This is a genomic window from Pseudomonas sp. TMB3-21 (assembly GCF_054898145.1).
The window spans coordinates 5156603-5174501 of record NZ_CM142718.1 but is presented as its reverse complement, the minus strand read 5'-3'; the positions used below and the strand labels follow the sequence as shown (position 1 = coordinate 5174501).

General features: G+C 59.9%; 11 protein-coding genes and 1 pseudogene. 6 read left to right on the top strand and 6 right to left on the bottom strand.

Annotated elements, in window-relative coordinates; genetic code table 11:
* The first annotated feature begins 111 nt into the window (after positions 1–111).
* On the top strand, positions 112–2496 hold the full coding sequence (locus ACYZTS_RS23555; protein WP_461992414.1) for a sensor domain-containing diguanylate cyclase: 2385 nt from the start codon (positions 112–114) through the stop codon (positions 2494–2496).
* Between the two features lie 128 nt (positions 2497–2624).
* Here ACYZTS_RS23555 and dacB read toward each other — a convergent pair whose 3' ends face one another.
* Positions 2625–4085 (bottom strand): D-alanyl-D-alanine carboxypeptidase/D-alanyl-D-alanine endopeptidase, encoded by a 1461-nt coding sequence (dacB, locus tag ACYZTS_RS23550; protein ID WP_461992412.1) that lies wholly within the window; start codon positions 4083–4085, stop codon positions 2625–2627.
* Between the two features lie 234 nt (positions 4086–4319).
* Here dacB and ACYZTS_RS23545 point away from each other — a divergent pair, with 234 nt between their 5' ends.
* Complete coding sequence (locus tag ACYZTS_RS23545) at positions 4320–4664, top strand: YggL family protein (RefSeq protein WP_461992410.1); 345 nt, start codon at positions 4320–4322, stop codon at positions 4662–4664.
* A 146-nt stretch (positions 4665–4810) separates the two neighbouring features.
* Here the strand turns inward: ACYZTS_RS23545 and ACYZTS_RS23540 are convergent, their stop codons facing one another.
* The gene (locus tag ACYZTS_RS23540; RefSeq protein ID WP_461992408.1) at positions 4811–6001 is read right to left on the bottom strand and encodes a benzoate/H(+) symporter BenE family transporter; all 1191 of its coding nucleotides are present in this window, start codon (positions 5999–6001) and stop codon (positions 4811–4813) included.
* Between the two features lie 275 nt (positions 6002–6276).
* On the opposite strand from ACYZTS_RS23540, the gene ACYZTS_RS23535 reads away from it, so the two are divergent.
* A complete protein-coding gene (locus tag ACYZTS_RS23535; RefSeq protein WP_028621397.1) occupies positions 6277–7041 on the top strand; it encodes a GntR family transcriptional regulator in 765 nt (254 codons plus the stop codon).
* A 32-nt stretch (positions 7042–7073) separates the two neighbouring features.
* A pseudogene (locus tag ACYZTS_RS23530) lies at positions 7074–7151 on the top strand (outer membrane lipoprotein carrier protein LolA); the annotation flags it as partial.
* 63 nt (positions 7152–7214) lie between these two features.
* Here the strand turns inward: ACYZTS_RS23530 and guaD are convergent.
* The 4 genes from guaD to xdhA all read right to left on the bottom strand — a co-directional run bounded on the left by guaD (position 7215) and on the right by xdhA (position 13375).
* Positions 7215–8519: a guanine deaminase gene (gene guaD, locus ACYZTS_RS23525; protein ID WP_461992406.1), complete on the bottom strand. Its 1305-nt coding sequence runs from the start codon at positions 8517–8519 to the stop codon at positions 7215–7217.
* Positions 8520–8541: 22 nt separating this feature from the next.
* Positions 8542–9387 (bottom strand): xanthine dehydrogenase accessory protein XdhC, encoded by an 846-nt coding sequence (gene xdhC, locus ACYZTS_RS23520; RefSeq protein ID WP_461992404.1) that lies wholly within the window; start codon positions 9385–9387, stop codon positions 8542–8544.
* 141 nt (positions 9388–9528) lie between these two features.
* The gene (gene xdhB, locus ACYZTS_RS23515) at positions 9529–11928 is read right to left on the bottom strand and encodes a xanthine dehydrogenase molybdopterin binding subunit (protein WP_461992402.1); all 2400 of its coding nucleotides are present in this window, start codon (positions 11926–11928) and stop codon (positions 9529–9531) included.
* On the bottom strand, positions 11921–13375 hold the full coding sequence (gene xdhA, locus ACYZTS_RS23510) for a xanthine dehydrogenase small subunit (protein ID WP_461992400.1): 1455 nt from the start codon (positions 13373–13375) through the stop codon (positions 11921–11923). The genes xdhB and xdhA overlap by 8 nt, the downstream gene beginning before the upstream one ends.
* A 268-nt stretch (positions 13376–13643) precedes the next feature.
* Between xdhA and ACYZTS_RS23505 the strand changes: the two genes are divergently transcribed.
* Both ACYZTS_RS23505 and smc read left to right on the top strand, forming a co-directional pair.
* Positions 13644–14303 carry a GntR family transcriptional regulator gene (locus ACYZTS_RS23505; RefSeq protein ID WP_028621402.1) on the top strand — a complete coding sequence of 220 codons (660 nt, stop codon included), beginning with the start codon at positions 13644–13646 and terminating at the stop codon, positions 14301–14303.
* 2 nt (positions 14304–14305) lie between these two features.
* The gene (gene smc, locus ACYZTS_RS23500) at positions 14306–17794 is read left to right on the top strand and encodes a chromosome segregation protein SMC (protein WP_461992398.1); all 3489 of its coding nucleotides are present in this window, start codon (positions 14306–14308) and stop codon (positions 17792–17794) included.
* The last annotated feature ends 105 nt before the right edge of the window (positions 17795–17899 follow it).

Here is a 17899-nt window from a genome sequence, read left to right as displayed (position 1 = left end):
CAGTGGACGCTCCTGCAGTCCATTTCTGTGCTGGTCAAATTAGTGGCTAATAGCTATAACTCAATCATGGCCAATGGGCTTTTCCGGCACCTGGCGTTATGAGTTGCCTCTATGTCGTTGCACGCCGTGCGCCCGAAGATTCTGGGTTTTATCAGTGAAGATGTTTCGGCCCTGCGGGCCGCGCTGCTGGTATTGCTGATCGGCGGGTTCTTCACCGGACTGCTGGCCTGGTCGACGCTGAATCTGTTCCACCAACAATTACGGCAACGTTTCCAGCTGCTCGCCAATGAGCGTTACAGCCGTATCGAAGAACGTTTTGATGATCAGCAGCAGCGCCTCGATGGTCTGCGCCGATTTTTCATCAATTCCGTTAATGTCGACCGCGACGAATTCGACGGCTATACCCAGCCGCTGCTGCGCCGCACTCAGGCGTATTCCTTTGCATTGCGCGTCAGTCAGGCCGAGCGGCCCGTGCTGGAGCGGCGTATGCGCGAGGAAGGCTTGCCCGGCTTCAGCATTCGCGAGCTGGACGCCAACGGCCAACTGCAACTGGCCGGAGACCGCGATGAGTATGTCCCCGTGCTGTTCAGCCGAACTCAAAGCAAACTCGGTGCGCCGCTGGGCTACGATCTGCTCGCGCAACCTTTGCGCCGTGCCACGCTGGAACGGGCCGACCAGCATGGGCAGATGGCGGTGTCGCAGCCGATGCATCTGGTCAGTATCGAACCCGCTAATGCTCGCGGCGTGCTGCTGGTGGCGCCGGTCATCAATGCCGGCGAAAGCAAACCTTACGGTTATGTGATGGCCGTGATCAGCATGCGTCAGTTGCTTGCGGATGGGTTGCCAGAAGCCACGCGCGATTACCTCGCTGTGCGCATTCTGGACCTGTCCACCGATGATCAGCACGAAGTCCTCTATGAATCCGCGAACCGTGCGGCGCCCAGTGATCTGGCGGCGACCCGGCTGCTGCGCCTTGCCGATCATGATTACCAAGTGGACATCCAGCCCAGCGAGGCATTTTTAAAAGCCAATCATTCGTCGGTGACCAGCGTAGTGGTGCTGGGTGGTTTGCTCAGTCTGATGCTGAGTGCGTTGCTCTACGTGTTGGTGAGTCAGCGTCAGCGCGCGCTGAAACTGGTTGCCCTGCGCACCGAGGAACTGCACGCCCGCGAGCAGGAGTTGCGCGGCACTCATGGGCAACTGCGCGGGGTGCTGGATGCAGCGACCCAAGTGGCAATCATTGCCACTGATCTACGCGGTGTGATCAGCACGTTCAATGCCGGCGCGGAACAGATGCTCGGTTACGCGAGTGCGGAGGTGGTCGGGCACATGACCCTGGAAAGCCTGCACTTTCCTCGCGAACTGACGGCACGCTCGGCCGAGCTGAGCGCGCGCTACGGCAAGCCCATTCCGACCTGCCAGGCGATGCTGGTCGAGGGCGGCGAGGAGGGCGGCCATGAAGCGCGGGAATGGACGCTGTTGCGCCACGACGGCAGCCACTTGACGGTCAACATGCTGGCGACGCCGCTGCTCGACGAGCAAGGTTTGTGGGTCGGCCACCTGGCCATCTGCATCGACATCACCGAACGCAAGCGCGTACACGAAGCGCTGGCGGCCCGGGACTCGTTGCTGAAGAAGCTCAGCGCGCATGTTCCTGGCGGGATCTATCAATTCAAAATGGAGTTCGACGGGCGATTCAGTGTGAACTACGCCAGCGACGGCATCCGCGAGATCTACGAGTTGGAGCCCGACGTGCTGCTGCTCAACGCCGAAGCGATTTTCACCCGCATCCATCCTCAAGACTCCACCCGGGTTCGCGCCTCGATTCGCGCTTCGGCGGAAACGCTCAGCCCTTGGCGCGAGGAATACCGCGTGCAGCTGCCGCAGCGCGGCGTGCGCTGGGTTCGCGGCGAGGCGACGCCCGAAGAGCTGCCCGGTGGCGGCGTACTCTGGCACGGATATATTTCGGACATTTCCGATTTGAAGCGAGTGGAAGAGGAGTTGAGGGCACTGTCGATCACTGATTCGCTGACCGGCATTCACAACCGCCGCTACTTTCAAGAGCGCCTGACTACGGAAATGGCCCGGGTCGAGCGGGGCGGTGGTCAGCTCTCGGTGATCATGCTCGACATCGACCACTTCAAGCGCATCAACGATCTACACGGCCATGCGGTGGGCGACAAAGTGCTGCAGACTGTTTGCGCCCGGATCGGCCATCGCCTGCGTCGCACTGATGTGTTCTGTCGTCTGGGCGGCGAAGAGTTCATGGTGCTCTGCCCGGACATCGACGGCGAGCATGCCCGCATATTGGCACTGGAGTTGTGGCAAGGCTTGCGCAGCACACCCATCGACGATGTCGGGATCGTCACCGCGAGTTTCGGGATCGCCAGCTGGCGCCTCGGAGAAGGCGCCGACGCCTTGCTGCTGCGCGCGGATTCGGGGGTTTATGCGGCGAAACAGGCAGGTCGGGATCGGGTTGAGGGTGAGGTGCAATGAAACCAGCCTATGCGCAGGTCCTGTAGGAGCAAGCTTGCTCGCGATTGCGATTTGTCAGTCACACATTGGCTGAATGTGGCGGCGTCATCGCGAGCAAGCTTGCTCCTACCTTTTGGGATCGGTGTTCGTTACAGCACCGAAGCGGTTTCCGGCAATTTCGGCTGGCGATACAGGTCGAGCAGGACCTGATCCAGTACCGACGAAGCACCAAACGGGGCTTTGTCGTTGAGGATGGCCACGACCGCCCAGGTATTGCCATTGATGTCGCGGCTGTAACCGGCAATCGCCCGTACAGTGTTCAAGGTGCCGGTCTTGACATGAGCTTCCCCGGCCATCGCCGTGCGTTTCAGACGCTTGCGCATGGTGCCGTCGGTGCCGGCAATCGGCATCGAGCTGATGAATTCGGCCGAATAAGGACTCTTCCATGCCGCCTGCAGCATGCCAGCCATTTCACGCGCACTCACACGCTCGGCGCGGGACAGGCCGGAGCCGTTTTCCATCACCAAATGGGGTGCGGTGATGCCTTTCTTCGCTAGCCACTGACGCACTACGCGCTGCGCTGCCTTGGCATCGTCGCCATCCGCGTCGGTGCGGAAGCGCTGGCCGAGGCTCAGGAACAACTGCTGCGCCATGGTGTTGTTGCTGTATTTGTTGATGTCGCGAATGATTTCCGCCAGGTCCGGCGAATAAGCTCGCGCGAGTACTTTGGCACCGCTTGGCACCGTCGCCAGTCGATCACGCCCCTGAATGCTGCCGCCCAGTTCTTTCCAGATGGCGCGCACGGCGCCGGCGGTGTAGGTCGCGTGATCAAGCAGCGACAGGTAAGTCTGTGAGCTGCAGCCATCGCCCAGCTGACCGCCGACGGTCACGGTGACGCTGCCGTCGGGCTGGTTGACCGGGTTGTAACGCACGCCACCGGCGCACTGCTTGGAATTGACTGCCTTGACCTGGTTTTCGATGCGAACGGTGGCGATCGGCGGCTCGACTGAAATCAGCACCCGGCCGTTGTCATTTCGCGCGACAAAGCGCAGTGCCTTGAGGTTGACCAGCAACGAATCGGGTTTGACCAGGAACGGTTTGTTGTCGTTATTGCCGTCGTCATTGAAGTCCGGCAGTTGCGGTTGCACGAAGAAGTTGCGGTCGAGCACCAGATCGCCGGTGATCTGCGTTACGCCGTTGGCACGCAGATCGCGCATCAGCAGCCAGAGTTTTTCCATGTTCAGCTTCGGATCACCGCCACCCTTGAGGTACAGGTTGCCGTTGAGGATGCCGCCGCTGAGGGTGCCATCGGTGTAGAACTCGGTTTTCCACTGATGGTTCGGGCCGAGCATTTCCAGCGCGGCGTACGTGGTCACCAGTTTCATGGTCGAGGCCGGATTGACCGAAACGTCAGCGTTGAAGATGGTCGGCGTGCCAGGGCCGTTGAGCGGGATCATCACCAGCGACAGGGCGTTGGTTTGCAGTTTGCTGGCCTTGAGCGCTTTTTCGACGTTGGGCGTCAGACCGGTATTGATAGGGGCGGCGGAAACGGTGAAGGCCAGCGGGAGAAGAAAACCGGCCAGTAACAGTGGACGCAAAGATTTGATCATGTGAAATAAAACCCTACAGCCGAGGGGGAAAAAGACGAGGGCATGCTGAAAAATTCCCTCAGTGGTCATGAAAGTGTCGGCATTATGCCCCAAGGTGTGTCGGCTTGTGCCGTGCCCCGGTCGTCTAATCGGCTATTTTTTTACCGACGGTCGCCAGCGCCACCCAGAGAGTCGGGCAATTGGCCGCTTAAACTGCTAAAGTGCCGCCCGTTATTACTTATGAGGATTGTTCCAATGGCGACTAACCGTTCCCAGCGTCTGCGCAAAAAACTGTGCGTCGATGAATTTCAAGAGCTGGGTTTCGAGCTGAACCTGGATTTCAAAGAAGATTTGGCTGATGAAGCCATTGATGCTTTCCTCGACGCGTTCCTGAAAGAAGCCATGGAAGCCAACGGTCTGGGTTATGTTGGCGGCGACGACTTCGGTCTGGTTTGCCTGCAGAAGCGCGGCTCGGTATCCGAAGAGCAGCGTGCTGCTGTTGAAGCCTGGCTCAAAGGCCGCAGCGAACTGACCGAAGCGACGGTCAGCCGGCTGATCGACGTCTGGTACCCGGAAAAGCCGATCAATCCGGTAGCTTGATGTTGTGAAAAGAACGGCGACCTAGGGTCGCCGTTTTTTTATGCCTGAAGATCAAGAGATCGCAGCCTCGTTGCACTCGACAGCTCCTACAGTTGGAATACGCTTGCCCTGTAGGAGCTGTCGAGTGCAACGAGGCTGCGATCTTTTCAGACCTTGCGCCAATTCAGAATCACCAGCGTCAGTACCCCCGCGACAATCCCCCAGAACGCCGAACCGATGGAGAACAGCGTCAGCCCTGACGCCGTGACCATAAAGGTGATCAACGCCGCTTCCCGTTCCTTCGCCTCGGTCATGGCAATGCTCAAGCCATTGATGATCGAGCCGAACAAGGCCAGCGCCGCGATCGACAGCACCAGTTCTTTCGGCAACGCGGCGAACAAGGCTGCCAGCGTCGCACCGAACACCCCGGCGATGCCGTAGAAAATCCCGCACCAGACCGCCGCCGTGTAGCGTTTGTTGCGATCTTCATGGGCATGCGGCCCCGTGCAGATGGCCGCGCTGATCGCCGCCAGGTTGATCCCGTGGGAACCGAATGGCGCCAACAGCAACGAGGCGATACCGGTGGTGGTGATCAGCGGTGAGGCTGGCACGTTGTAACCATCCGCGCGCAGAACGGCGATGCCGGGCATGTTCTGCGAGGTCATCGCGACCACAAACAGCGGGATGCCGATGCTGATGGTTGCAGCCAGGGAGAAGTGCGGCGTGGTCCAGACCGGCGTCGCCAGTTCCAGATGGAAGTTGCTGAAATCCAGCAGACCCATGAATCCCGACAGCGCGGTGCCGATCAGCAGCGCAGCGAGCACGGCGTAGCGGGGCGACAACCGCTTGATCAGCAGGTAAGTGAAAAACATGCCCAGCACCAGCGGGGTGCGATGCTGCGCGGCGACGAAGATCTCACTGCCGATCTTGAACAGAATCCCTGCCAGCAACGCGGCCGCCAGCGATGCGGGAATCTTTCTCACCAGCCGCTCGAAGCTGCCTGTCAGGCCGCAAATTGTTACCAGTACCGCGCAGGTGATGTAGGCGCCAATCGCTTCGCCATAACTGACGCCGCCCAGGCTGGTGATCAGCAGCGCCGCGCCGGGCGTCGACCAGGCAATGGTGATCGGCGTGCGATAGCGCAGCGACAGGCCGATCGAACACACCGCCATGCCAATCGAAATCGCCCAGATCCACGAAGAAATCTGCCCGCTGCTCAGCCCCGCCGCCTGGCCGGCCTGAAACATCAACACCAGAGAACTGGTGTAGCCGGTCATCATCGCGATAAAACCGGCGACGATGGCTGACGGTGAAGTGTCGGCGAGAGGACGAAGCTGTGTGCGCGTAGCGTCGTTCATGACTGCAGTGTTTCCTTGTTTTGATAAAGAGGGTGACTCGATCGACAGCCTTGCTCCCACAGTCCCTGCGCAAAGCGGCGGATTCTGTGGTTAAGCCTAAACTCAAATGTGAGCAATCGTTGCAATACAGCCGAGGCGACAAACAGCCGTACAGTCGTGTTGCCACCATTCATTGTGTACAATCGCCGTGTTTTTTACGCGATACTTGCCAGCGACCCACTGTGCCGTATTACAGTCACGGTCTATTCGCCGCAGTTCTCCCGACTCGAGTGCCCATGAACGAACAGTTGCAACCCCTCAAGAAACAACCGCGAGCAGGCAAAGCCGGCCGCAGCGGCACCCAGGACGATATTGTCTATGCGCATATTTTCGAGGCCATCCTCGAACAGCGCCTGGCGCCCGGCACAAAGTTGAGCGAAGAAGCGTTGGGGGAAATTTTCGGGGTCAGTCGCACTATCATTCGCCGCGCACTCTCGCGTCTGGCCCATGAAGGCGTCGTACTGCTGCGTCCGAACCGCGGCGCTGTGGTTGCCAGCCCGAGCGTCGAAGAGGCTCGTCAGGTGTTTCTGGCACGGCGTCTGGTGGAGCGGGCCATCACTGAACTGGCCGTGCAGCATGCCACGGCCGAGCAGATCGCCGAATTGCGGCAGATGGTCAACGACGAGCGCGACAGCTTCTCCCGTGGTGATCGTGGCGCGGGTATCCGTCTCTCCGGTGAATTCCATCTGAAGCTGGCCGAAGCGGCAAGGAATGCCCCGCTGATCAGTTTTCAGCGCAGCCTGGTGTCGCAAACGTCCCTGATCATCGCCCAGTACGAAAGCGGCAACCGCTCGCACTGTTCCTATGACGAGCACACCCAGTTGATCGACGCGATCGAAGCGCGCAACGCTACGCTGGCGGTCGATCTGATGATGCATCACATGAACCACATCGACAGCAAACTCAACCTCGACGAAGAAAGCGCGTCGGATGATTTACATGCGGTGTTCTCGCATTTGTTGCAAACCAAAAAGCCTGGGCGTTCGAGCGCGAAAATCTAACACCGCCCCCTGTAGGAGCGAGCCTGCTCGCGATGGTCGTTAACGATTACGCGAGAAGCCTGACACCCCGTGGCGCCCTCAGGTGTATCGCGAGCAGGCTCGCTCCCACAGAGGATCAAAAAAATCCCCCGGTATCTTACGATCGCGGGGGATTTTTTTTGCCCGAAGAAATCTTACCGCTGATGCACCTGATCCCCGGCCGCATACGTCTGCAGCACCGTCCGGTCATCGCCCAGCGTCATCAACACGAACAACGTTTCGGCAATGTTGGTCGACTGCTTCAAACGATAGCTCAGCAACGGCGTCGCGTTGTAATCCAGCACCAGGAAGTCGGCATCGGTGCCCGGCTGCAACGTGCCGATCTTGTCTTCCAGACGCAGTGCCCGCGCGCCACCGAGCGTTGCCAGGTACAGCGACTTGAACGGGCTCAACCGCGCGCCCTGCAACTGCATCACTTTGTATGCTTCGTTCAGCGTCTGCAGCAGCGAGAAACTGGTGCCGCCGCCGACGTCGGTGCCCAGGCCCACGTTGACTTTATGCTTCTCGGCCATCGGCAGGTTGAACAGGCCGCTGCCGAGGAACAGGTTCGAGGTCGGGCAGAAGGCGATCGCCGAACCGGTTTCCGCCAGCCGCGCGCATTCGTCGTCGCACAGGTGCACACCGTGGGCGAACACCGAACGTTCACCCAGCAGCTGGAAGTGATCGTAAACGTCGAGATAACCCTTACGCTCCGGGAACAGCTCCTTGACCCACTCGACTTCCTTGAGGTTTTCACTGATGTGGGTCTGCATGTACAGATCCGGGTATTCGCCGAGCAACTGACCGGCGAGGGTCAACTGTTCGGGCGTGCTGGTCGGTGCAAAGCGTGGAGTGACCGCGTAGTGCAGGCGACCCTTGCCGTGCCAGCGCTCGATCAGCGCCTTGCTCTCGACGTAGCTCGATTCGGCGGTGTCGACCAGATAGTCCGGCGCATTGCGATCCATCATCACTTTGCCGGCGATCATTCGCAGGTCCAGCTGCTCGGCGACTTCGAAGAACGAGTTCACTGATTGCGGATGAACACTGCCAAACACCAGTGCGGTGGTGGTGCCGTTGCGCAGCAGTTCCTTGACGAAAATGTCCGCGACTTCATCGGCATGGGCCTTGTCGGCAAACTGGCTTTCGCACGGGAAGGTGTAAGTGTTGAGCCAGTCCAGCAGCTGTTCGCCATACGAGCCGACCATGCCGGTTTGCGGGAAGTGGATGTGCGTATCGATGAAGCCGGGAGTAATCAGGGCGTCTTGATAGTGCGTGATCTCGATATCCGCCGGCAGCGTCGGCAGCAGCTCGCTGGCGTGGCCGACGGCACTGATCTGACCGTTGTCGACCACCAGCAAGCCGTCTTCGAAATATTCATAAGACGCCTCGATACCGACTTCGGCGGGGTCGGCGATGCTGTGCAGAATGGCGGCGCGATAAGCTTTGCGAGTCAAAGGCATTGTCGTTCTCAATTCGTGGCAGTTAGTTCGAAGCCTGGCTGCGCCGGGACGCAGGCAGCAATTTGGCAATCGATGATCCGGCACTGGCAGTGTGCTGGCCGAAATCGGCGTTATAAGTGGCGATGATTTCGCCAGCGATGGAGACGGCGATTTCCACAGGCAGCTTGCCTTTGACTTCGCCGATGCCCATCGGGCAGCGCATGCGTTGCAGCACGCTGCTGTCAAAACCGCGATCACGCAGACGATGTTCGAACTTCATCCGTTTGGTCTTCGAGCCGATCAGGCCGAAGTAGGCGAAGTCGTTGCGCTTGAGGATCGCGGCGGTGAGTTCCAGGTCGAGCTGATGATTGTGCGTCATGACGATGCAATAGCTGCCAGCGGGCAAATCATCAATTTCATCCACCGGTTCTTCGCTGACGATTTTGCGCACGCCGTGGGGGATGTGTTCGGGGAATTCGGCATCCCGCGAGTCGATCCAGCGCACGCGGCAAGGCAGGCTGGCGAGCAACGGCACCAGTGCGCGCCCGACATGGCCGGCGCCGAATACGGCGATCTGCGCCTGCACCTGACCCATCGGTTCAAACAGTAAAACGGTCACGCCTCCGCAGCACTGGCCGAGGCTGGCGCCGAGGCTGAAGCGCTCAAGATGCGTGTCCTGTTTACCGCTGGCGAGCATCTCGCGGCCGATCTGCATGGCTTTGAACTCCAGGTGCCCGCCACCGATGGTGTCGAAGGTCTGGTTGGCACTGATGACCATTTTCGAACCGGCATTGCGCGGCGTCGAGCCAAGCTCTTCGATGATGGTCACCAACACGCACGGTTCGCCGCGATTTTGCAGGTCAGCGAGGGCGTCGATCCAGTTGTACATGTTTCACCTCGACATCTGTGTTGTCTGTTCGGGCCTCATCGCTGGCAAGCCAGCTCCTACAAAGTTTGCGTCGCCCGCATAAACGCGAATCACCGCCTATCCGTAGGAGCCGGCTTGCTGGCGATCCAGCCGCCTCGGTCCTTACAGCGAAGCCAATTCGACTTCAGCCTCAACAGCCTTCGCCACCTTCAACTGGCGCATCTGCTCACAGCCCCACAACACCCGCTCCGGCGTCGCCGGCGCGTCGATTTTCGGTTGATGTTTGTAATCGCCCAGGCTCGCCACGGCGTCCTTGATCGCGCACCACGCGGCGATGCCGAGCATGAACGGCGGCTCGCCGACGGCCTTGGAATGGAACACCGTGTCTTCCGGGTTCTTGCGGTTTTCGACCAGCTTCACGCGCAGGTCCAGCGGCATGTCCGCCACGGCCGGGACTTTGTAGCTGGCCGGGCCATTGGTCATCAGCTTGCCCTTGTTGTTCCAGACCAGCTCTTCCATGGTCAGCCAGCCCGCGCCCTGAATGTAGCCACCCTCGACCTGGCCGATGTCGATGGCCGGGTTCAGCGAGTCACCGACGTCATGCAGAATGTCGGTGCGCAGCATCTTGTATTCGCCGGTCAGGGTATCGACGATGACCTCGGCGCACGCGGCACCAAATGCGTAGTAATAAAACGGCCGGCCGCGCGCCTGGCTGCGGTCGTAAAAGATTTTCGGCGTCTTGTAGAAGCCGGTACTCGACAGCGACACCTGGGCGAAATAGGCCTGCTGGATCAGCGCTTCAAACGTGAGGATGTGATCGCGCACGCGCACATGACCGTTGTGGAATTCCACGTCTTCTTCGCTGACTTTGTATTGCCGTGCAGCAAATTCGACCAGGCGTTTCTTGATGATTTCTGCCGCGTTCTGCGCGGCCTTGCCGTTCAGGTCGGCACCGCTGGAAGCGGCGGTCGGCGAAGTGTTCGGCACCTTGTCAGTGTTGGTCGCCGTGATCTGCACGCGGTCCATTTCGACCTGGAATACTTCGGCGACGACCTGCGCGACCTTGGTGTTCAACCCTTGGCCCATTTCGGTGCCGCCGTGGTTCAGGTGGATGCTGCCGTCGGTGTAGACGTGGATCAGCGCGCCGGCCTGATTGAGAAAACTCGCGGTAAAGGAAATACCGAATTTGACCGGCGTCAGCGCCAGGCCTTTTTTCAGGATCGGGCTGTTGGCGTTGTAGCGACGAATCGCTTCGCGGCGCTCGGCGTACTGGCTGCTTTCTTCCAGCTCGGCGGTCATTTCCTCGAGCATGTTGTGCTCGACGGTCTGGTAGTAATGGGTGACGTTGCGTTCGGTTTTACCGTAGTAGTTGGCCTTGCGCACGGCCAGCGGATCGAGTGCCAGGTGACGGGCAATCGAGTCCATCACTTCTTCGATCGCAACCATCCCTTGCGGGCCGCCGAAACCACGGTAGGCGGTGTTCGACGCGGTGTTGGTCTTGCAGCGGTGACCGTTGATGGTCGCATCGCCCAGGTAATACGAGTTGTCGGCATGGAACATCGCCCGGTCCACGATCGACGCGGAGAGGTCCGGCGAGCAGCCGCAGTTGCCCGCCAGCTCCAGCGCGATCCCGTGCAGGCGACCGGTGCTGTCGAAGCCGACATCGTATTCAACGTAGAACGGGTGACGCTTGCCGGTCATCAACATGTCTTCGACGCGCGGCAGGCGCATCTTGGTCGGCTGGCCGGTGAGGTGCGCGATCACCGCGCACAGGCACGCCGGGCTCGCGGCCTGGGTTTCCTTGCCACCAAAACCACCGCCCATGCGGCGCATGTCGACGACGATCTTGTTCATCGACACGTCAAGCACTTCGGCGACTAGCTTCTGCACCTCAGTAGGGTTTTGCGTCGAGCAGTAGACGATCATCCCGCCATCTTCGGTCGGCATCACCGAAGAGATCTGGGTTTCGAGGTAGAAGTGTTCCTGGCCGCCAATGTGCAGCGTGCCCTGAATACGGTGCTCGGCGGTCGCCAGCGCGCCGGCCGAATCGCCGCGCTGATGCGTGTGGCTGTCGAGCACGAAGTGACGTTTGCGCAGGGCTTCGACCACGTCCAGCACCGGCTCCAGATCTTCGTATTCGATGATCGCCGCCATCGCTGCTTTGCGTGCGGTTTCCAAGTCTTTCGCGGCCACCGCGAGCACCGGTTGACCGACGAATTGCACATCGTCAATCGCCAGCAACGGATCGCCCGGCAGCAGCGGCCCGATGTCTTTCAGGCCAGGCACGTCCTCGTGGGTAATGGCGATGCGCACGCCTTCGAAGGCATAGCAGGGCTTGGTATCGATGCTGATGATTTTTGCGTGAGCGCGGTCCGACAGGCGAGCGTACACGTGCAGCTGGTTGGGAAATTCCAGGCGGTCGTCGATGTACTGCGCTTCACCGGAAACGTGCTTGGCGCCGCTGTCGTGCTTGACGCTACGGCCGACACCGCTGGTCAAATCCTTGGCGAACAGTTCAGCCAGTTCGGCCTGAGTCTTCTCTACAGCGTGATGATTAGACATAAGCGGTCACCCGAGTCTCGATGTGCGGTGTTTGCAGTTCGATGAAGTATTTACGCAGCAGATTCTGCGCGCCCAGCAGGCGATATTCCTTGCTGGCGCGGAAGTCCGAGAGCGGCGTGAAATCTTCGGCGAGGGCGGCGCAGGCGCGTTCGATGGTGGCGCTGTTGAAGGGCGCACCGATCAGAGCGGCTTCGCAGTTGCCCGCGCGTTTCGGGATGGCCGCCATGCCACCGAAGGCGACGCGGGCGTCGGCAATCACGCCAGTGTCGACACGCAGATTGAAGGCCGCGCAGACCGCGGAAATATCATCGTCAAGACGCTTGGAAACCTTGTAGGCGCGGAACAGTTGTTCGGCACTGGCACGCGGCACGATGATCTTTTCGATGAACTCGCTTTCCTGCCGTGCGGTAACGCGGTAATCGATGAAGTAATCTTCCAGCGCCAGGGTGCGGCGGGTTTCGCCTTTGCACAGAACGATCTGCGCACCCAGCGCGATCAGCAGCGGCGGTGAATCACCGATCGGCGAGGCGTTGCCGATGTTGCCGCCCAAGGTGCCCTGGTTGCGAATCTGCAAGGAGGCAAAGCGCTGCAACAATTCGCCGAAGTCCGGGTACTCGTTCTTCAAGGCTTCATAGCAGTCGGAGAGGGCGGTCGCGGCGCCGATTTCCAGGCGATCGGTAAAGCGTTCGATGCGCTTCATCTCGACGACATTGCCGACGTAGATCATCACCGGCAAGGTGCGATGAAACTGGGTAACTTCCAGCGCCAGATCGGTGCCGCCGGCCAACAGACGCGCTTGCGGATAGGCGTCATAGAGGTCGGCCAGATCGGCCACAGTCAGCGGCACCAGGCAGCGCTTGTCGCCGCTGTTGAGTTCGCCGATGTCGGTGGGGGCGATGGCTTTCAGGCGGACGATGGTGTCCGCTTCACGGGCATCGAACTGGTCTGGTTGCTTGCCGCAGCAGGATTGCTCGGCGGCTTCCAGAATCGGCCGATAGCCCGTGCAGCGGCAAAGATTGCCGGCGAGGGCTTCGTGAGCTTTATGGGAATCCGCCTGTTCGCTGTTCTTCTGCAAGGCAAACAGCGACATGACGAAGCCCGGGGTGCAGAAGCCGCATTGCGAACCGTGGCACTCGACCATGGCTTTTTGCACGCTGTGCAGTTCGCCCTGGTGCTTGAGGTCTTCGACGCTGATCAGTTGTTTGCCGTGCAACGACGAGACGAACGTCAGGCACGAGTTGAGGCTGCGATAGCGAATATGTTCGCGGCCATTGTCATCCGTCTGCAGTTCGCCGACGACCACGGTGCACGCGCCGCAGTCACCGCTGGCGCAGCCTTCTTTAGTGCCGGGTTTGCCCACATGTTCGCGCAGATAATTGAGCACGGTCAGGTTTGGGTCCAGGGCGTGCTCGCTACGGAGTTCCTGGTTAAGTAAAAACTGGATCACGGAAGGCCTCGCAGACTCATTATTGTTGTTAACCGACGTGGACCGAATTTATCAGGTCTGACTTTGTGGTCAATGATTTTCTGACTTAAAGGTCAGGAAAACTCATTTTGTCGATCAACAACGTGTTACTTCATTATTGACCCTCACGGGATACCCTGCTTTTTTTGCGGGAATCATGCCAAAACCGCCGAGTGGGCACTCCGCCACGACCCTTCACTTGCGCTACACTGCGCCGCTTGTGAAGACCAAAGAGTTTGAAGGGACAACCATGACGTTCAAGGCGCCGGACAGCCTCGCCGAGCAAATCGCCCACCACCTCGCCGAGCGCATCATTCGTGGCGAAATGAAGCCCGGTGAGCGCATTCAGGAACAGAAGGTCACGCTGGCACTCAACGTCAGCCGCGGATCGGTCCGCGAAGCCTTGCTGATCCTCGAACGCCGCCACTTGATCGCGATTCTGCCGCGCCGTGGCGCCCACGTGACCGAACTCACCGTGCACAAGGTGCAGAGCCTGTGCACGCTGATGAGCGAGTTGTACATTCTGCTCGGCAACGCCGTCGCCAAAGGCTGGCAGGTTCAGGCTGACATGGCGCCGTTCGTGCAGATTCAGCAGCGTCTGGCGGCCAGTTGCGAGCGTCAGGACATCCGCACTTTTGTCGACGACAGCTTCAGCGTGATGCGCGCGGCTTACCCGTTCGCCAACAATCCATACTTGCAGGAAACTGTCGAGAATCTGCAACCGGCCATGAGCCGCGCGTATTTCCTTGCCCTCGACCAGCGCAAGGCGTCGATGAGTGAATTCCTCGAGCTGTTCGAACGCTTGCTCGCGGCCGTGCTGGCCCGCGACTTTCCACTGATCCGCGAAGTGCTGACGGCCTATGCCCAGCGCAGCAGCGATCTGGTGGTTTCCGCCCTGGCGGACGCTTAAGGGTGCGGCTGAAGTGCATCAAGCTGGCGGGATTCAAGTCCTTCGTCGACCCGACCACGGTGAACTTCCCCAGTAACATGGCCGCAGTAGTCGGGCCCAATGGTTGCGGCAAATCGAACATTATCGACGCCGTGCGTTGGGTAATGGGTGAGAGCTCGGCAAAAAATCTGCGCGGCGAGTCGATGACCGACGTCATCTTCAACGGCTCGACCAGTCGCAAACCGGTGAGTCAGGCCAGCATCGAGCTGGTGTTCGACAACTCCGACGGCACGCTGGTGGGCGAATACGCCGCTTATGCGGAAATTTCCATTCGCCGCAAAGTGACCCGCGACAGCCAGAACAGCTACTTCCTCAACGGCACCAAGTGCCGTCGGCGGGATATCACCGATATCTTCCTCGGCACCGGCCTCGGGCCGCGCAGCTATTCGATCATCGAGCAGGGGATGATCTCCAAACTGATCGAAGCCAAACCCGAAGATCTGCGCAACTTTATCGAAGAAGCCGCCGGCATATCCAAATACAAGGAGCGCCGGCGCGAGACTGAAAACCGCATCCGCCGCACCCACGAAAACCTCGCCCGCCTGACTGACCTGCGCGAAGAGCTGGAGCGTCAGCTTGAACGCTTGCACCGGCAGGCCGAAGCCGCCAAGAAATATCAGGAATACAAAGGCGAGGAGCGTCAGCTCAAGGCTCAGTTGTCGGCCTTGCGCTGGCAGGCACTGAATGAGCAGGTCGGGCAGCGCGAAGCGGTGATCGGTACTCAGGAAGTCAGTTTCGAAGCCTTGGTCGCCGAACAGCGCAATGCCGATGCGAGCATCGAACGCTTGCGTGACGGCCACCACGACCTGTCCGAGCGCTTCAATCTGGTGCAGGGCCGCTTCTATTCGGTCGGCGGTGACATCGCGCGGGTCGAGCAGAGCATTCAGCACGGCCAGCAGCGTTTACGGCAATTGCAGGATGACCTGAAAGAAGCCGAGCGCGCGCGCATGGAAACCGAATCGCATCTGGGCCATGACCGCACGTTGCTGCTGACCCTCGGCGAAGAGCTCGACATGCTCACGCCCGAGCAGGAAGTCACCAGTGCCGCCGCTGAAGAAGCCGCTGCCGCGCTGGAAGAATCCGAAACCACCATGCACGCGTGGCAGGAGCAGTGGGACGCCTTCAACCTGTCGTCTGCCGAGCCGCGGCGTCAGTCCGAGGTTCAGCAATCGCGCATCCAGCAGCTGGAAACCAGCATGGAGCGTCTGGCGGATCGCCAGAAGCGCCTCGGCGAAGAGCGGGCGTTGCTTTCGGCCGATCCGGAAGATGCGGCGATCATGGAAATCAGCGAGCAGTTGGCGGCCTCCGAAGCCACGCTTGAAGATTTGCAGGCCAGTGAAGAAGCGCAAGTCGAACGCCTCGAGCAGTTGCGTCAGGAGTTGCAGCAAGCGCTGACCGCGCAGCAGCAGGCCCAAGGCGATTTGCAGCGTCTCAACGGGCGCCTTGCCTCACTTGAAGCCCTGCAGCAAGCCGCGCTCGACCCAGGCACTGGAACGGCAGAATGGTTGCGAGAACAGCAACTGCTGGATCGCCCGCGTCTGGCCGAAGATTTGAAGGTCGAAGCCGGATGGGAGCTGGCGGTGGAAACCGTGCTCGGCGCCGACCTGCAAGCGGTGCTGGTCGATGACGTTGGCGACTATGATCTGGCCGGTTTTTCCCAGGGCGATCTACGGCTGGTCAGCCCGGCCAGCGATGGCGTGCGGGTGCCCGGCAGTTTGCTCGACAAGGTCGAGGCGAACATCGATCTGTCGCCGTGGCTGGCACAGGTCAAACCGGTCGACAGTCTAGAACAGGCGTTGGCCCTGCGCGGTCAGTTGTCGGCCGGGCAAAGCCTGATCAGCCGCGACGGTTACTGGGTTGGTCGGCACTTTTTACGCGTGCGTCGCGCCAGTGAAGCGGAAAGCGGCGTGCTGGCGCGCGGCCAGGAAATTCAGGACCTGAGCCTTGAACGCGAAGAGCGCGAAGCCACGGTCGAAACCCTGGAAACGCAACTGCAAAATCTGCGTGCACAACAGCGTCAACAGGAAAACGGCCGCGAACACTTGCGCCGCTTGCTGCAAGACGAAGCGCGTCAGCAGGGTGAATTGAAGGCGCAGTTGTCCGCCGGTAAAGCCAAAGCCGAACAACTGACCTTGCGTCGCACTCGTCTCGACGAAGAGCTCACCGAGCTGGCCGAACAACGCACGCTGGAGCACGAAAGCGTTGGCGAAGCGCGCCTGCAGTTGCAGGATGCCCTCGACGCCATGGCGCTCGATACCGAACAGCGCGAATTATTATTGGCCCAGCGCGACAGCCTGCGCGAGCGCCTCGATCGCGTGCGTCAGGAAGCCCGACAGCACAAGGATCACGCGCATCAACTGGCGGTGCGTCTGGGCTCGCTCAAGGCGCAGCATGACTCGACGCGCCAGGCTCTTGAGCGGTTGGAGATGCAGTCCGAGCGCCTGACTGAAAAGCGCGAGCAACTGAGCCTTAATCTGGAGGAGGGCGAGGCGCCGCTGGAAGAGTTGCGGCTCAAACTCGAAGAGCTGCTCGATAAACGCATGACGGTCGACGAGGAACTCAAGACCGCGCAGATCGCCATGGAAGACGCCGACCGCGAACTGCGCGACGCCGAAAAACGCCGTAGCCAGGCTGAACAGCAATCGCAGCTGATCCGTGGCCAGATGGAAACGCAGCGCATGGAATGGCAAGCCCTGACCGTGCGCCGCAAGACTCTGCAGGACCAGTTGCTGGAAGACGGCTACGACCTTCACGGCGTGCTCGCCACGTTGACCGCCGAGGCCAACGAGAAAGACGCCGAAGAAGAGCTTGAACGCATCGCCGCGCGCATTCAGCGACTGGGCGCGATCAACCTCGCAGCCATCGACGAGTATCAGCAACAATCCGAGCGTAAACGTTATCTGGACGCTCAGAACGACGATCTGGTGGAAGCGCTTGATACGCTGGAAAACGTGATTCGCAAGATCGACAAGGAAACCCGTAACCGTTTCAAAGATACCTTTGATCAGATCAACAGCGGTTTACAGGCGCTTTTCCCAAAAGTTTTCGGTGGTGGCAGCGCGTATTTGGAACTGACGGGCGAAGATCTACTCGATACAGGGGTGACGATCATGGCGCGACCGCCCGGAAAGAAGAACAGCACCATCCATCTGCTGTCCGGCGGTGAAAAAGCCTTGACCGCGCTGGCGCTGGTTTTTGCGATTTTCAAGTTGAATCCGGCGCCGTTCTGCATGCTCGATGAGGTTGACGCGCCACTCGATGACGCTAACGTCGGACGCTACGCCCGGCTGGTCAAAGAGATGTCGCAGACGGTGCAGTTCATCTATATCACCCACAACAAGATCGCCATGGAAATGGCTGATCAATTGATGGGGGTGACGATGCATGAGCCAGGTTGTTCGAGACTGGTGGCAGTGGATGTCGAGGAAGCGATGGCGATGGTGGATGCCTAGGAATTCGCTTCTTGTAGGGTAAGTATTTTTAGTCTGTAGGACTTTTTTACCGTCCTTTACTTGCTGGCCAATCGACATAATCGTCGAAGCTGTTGAGACAGACGG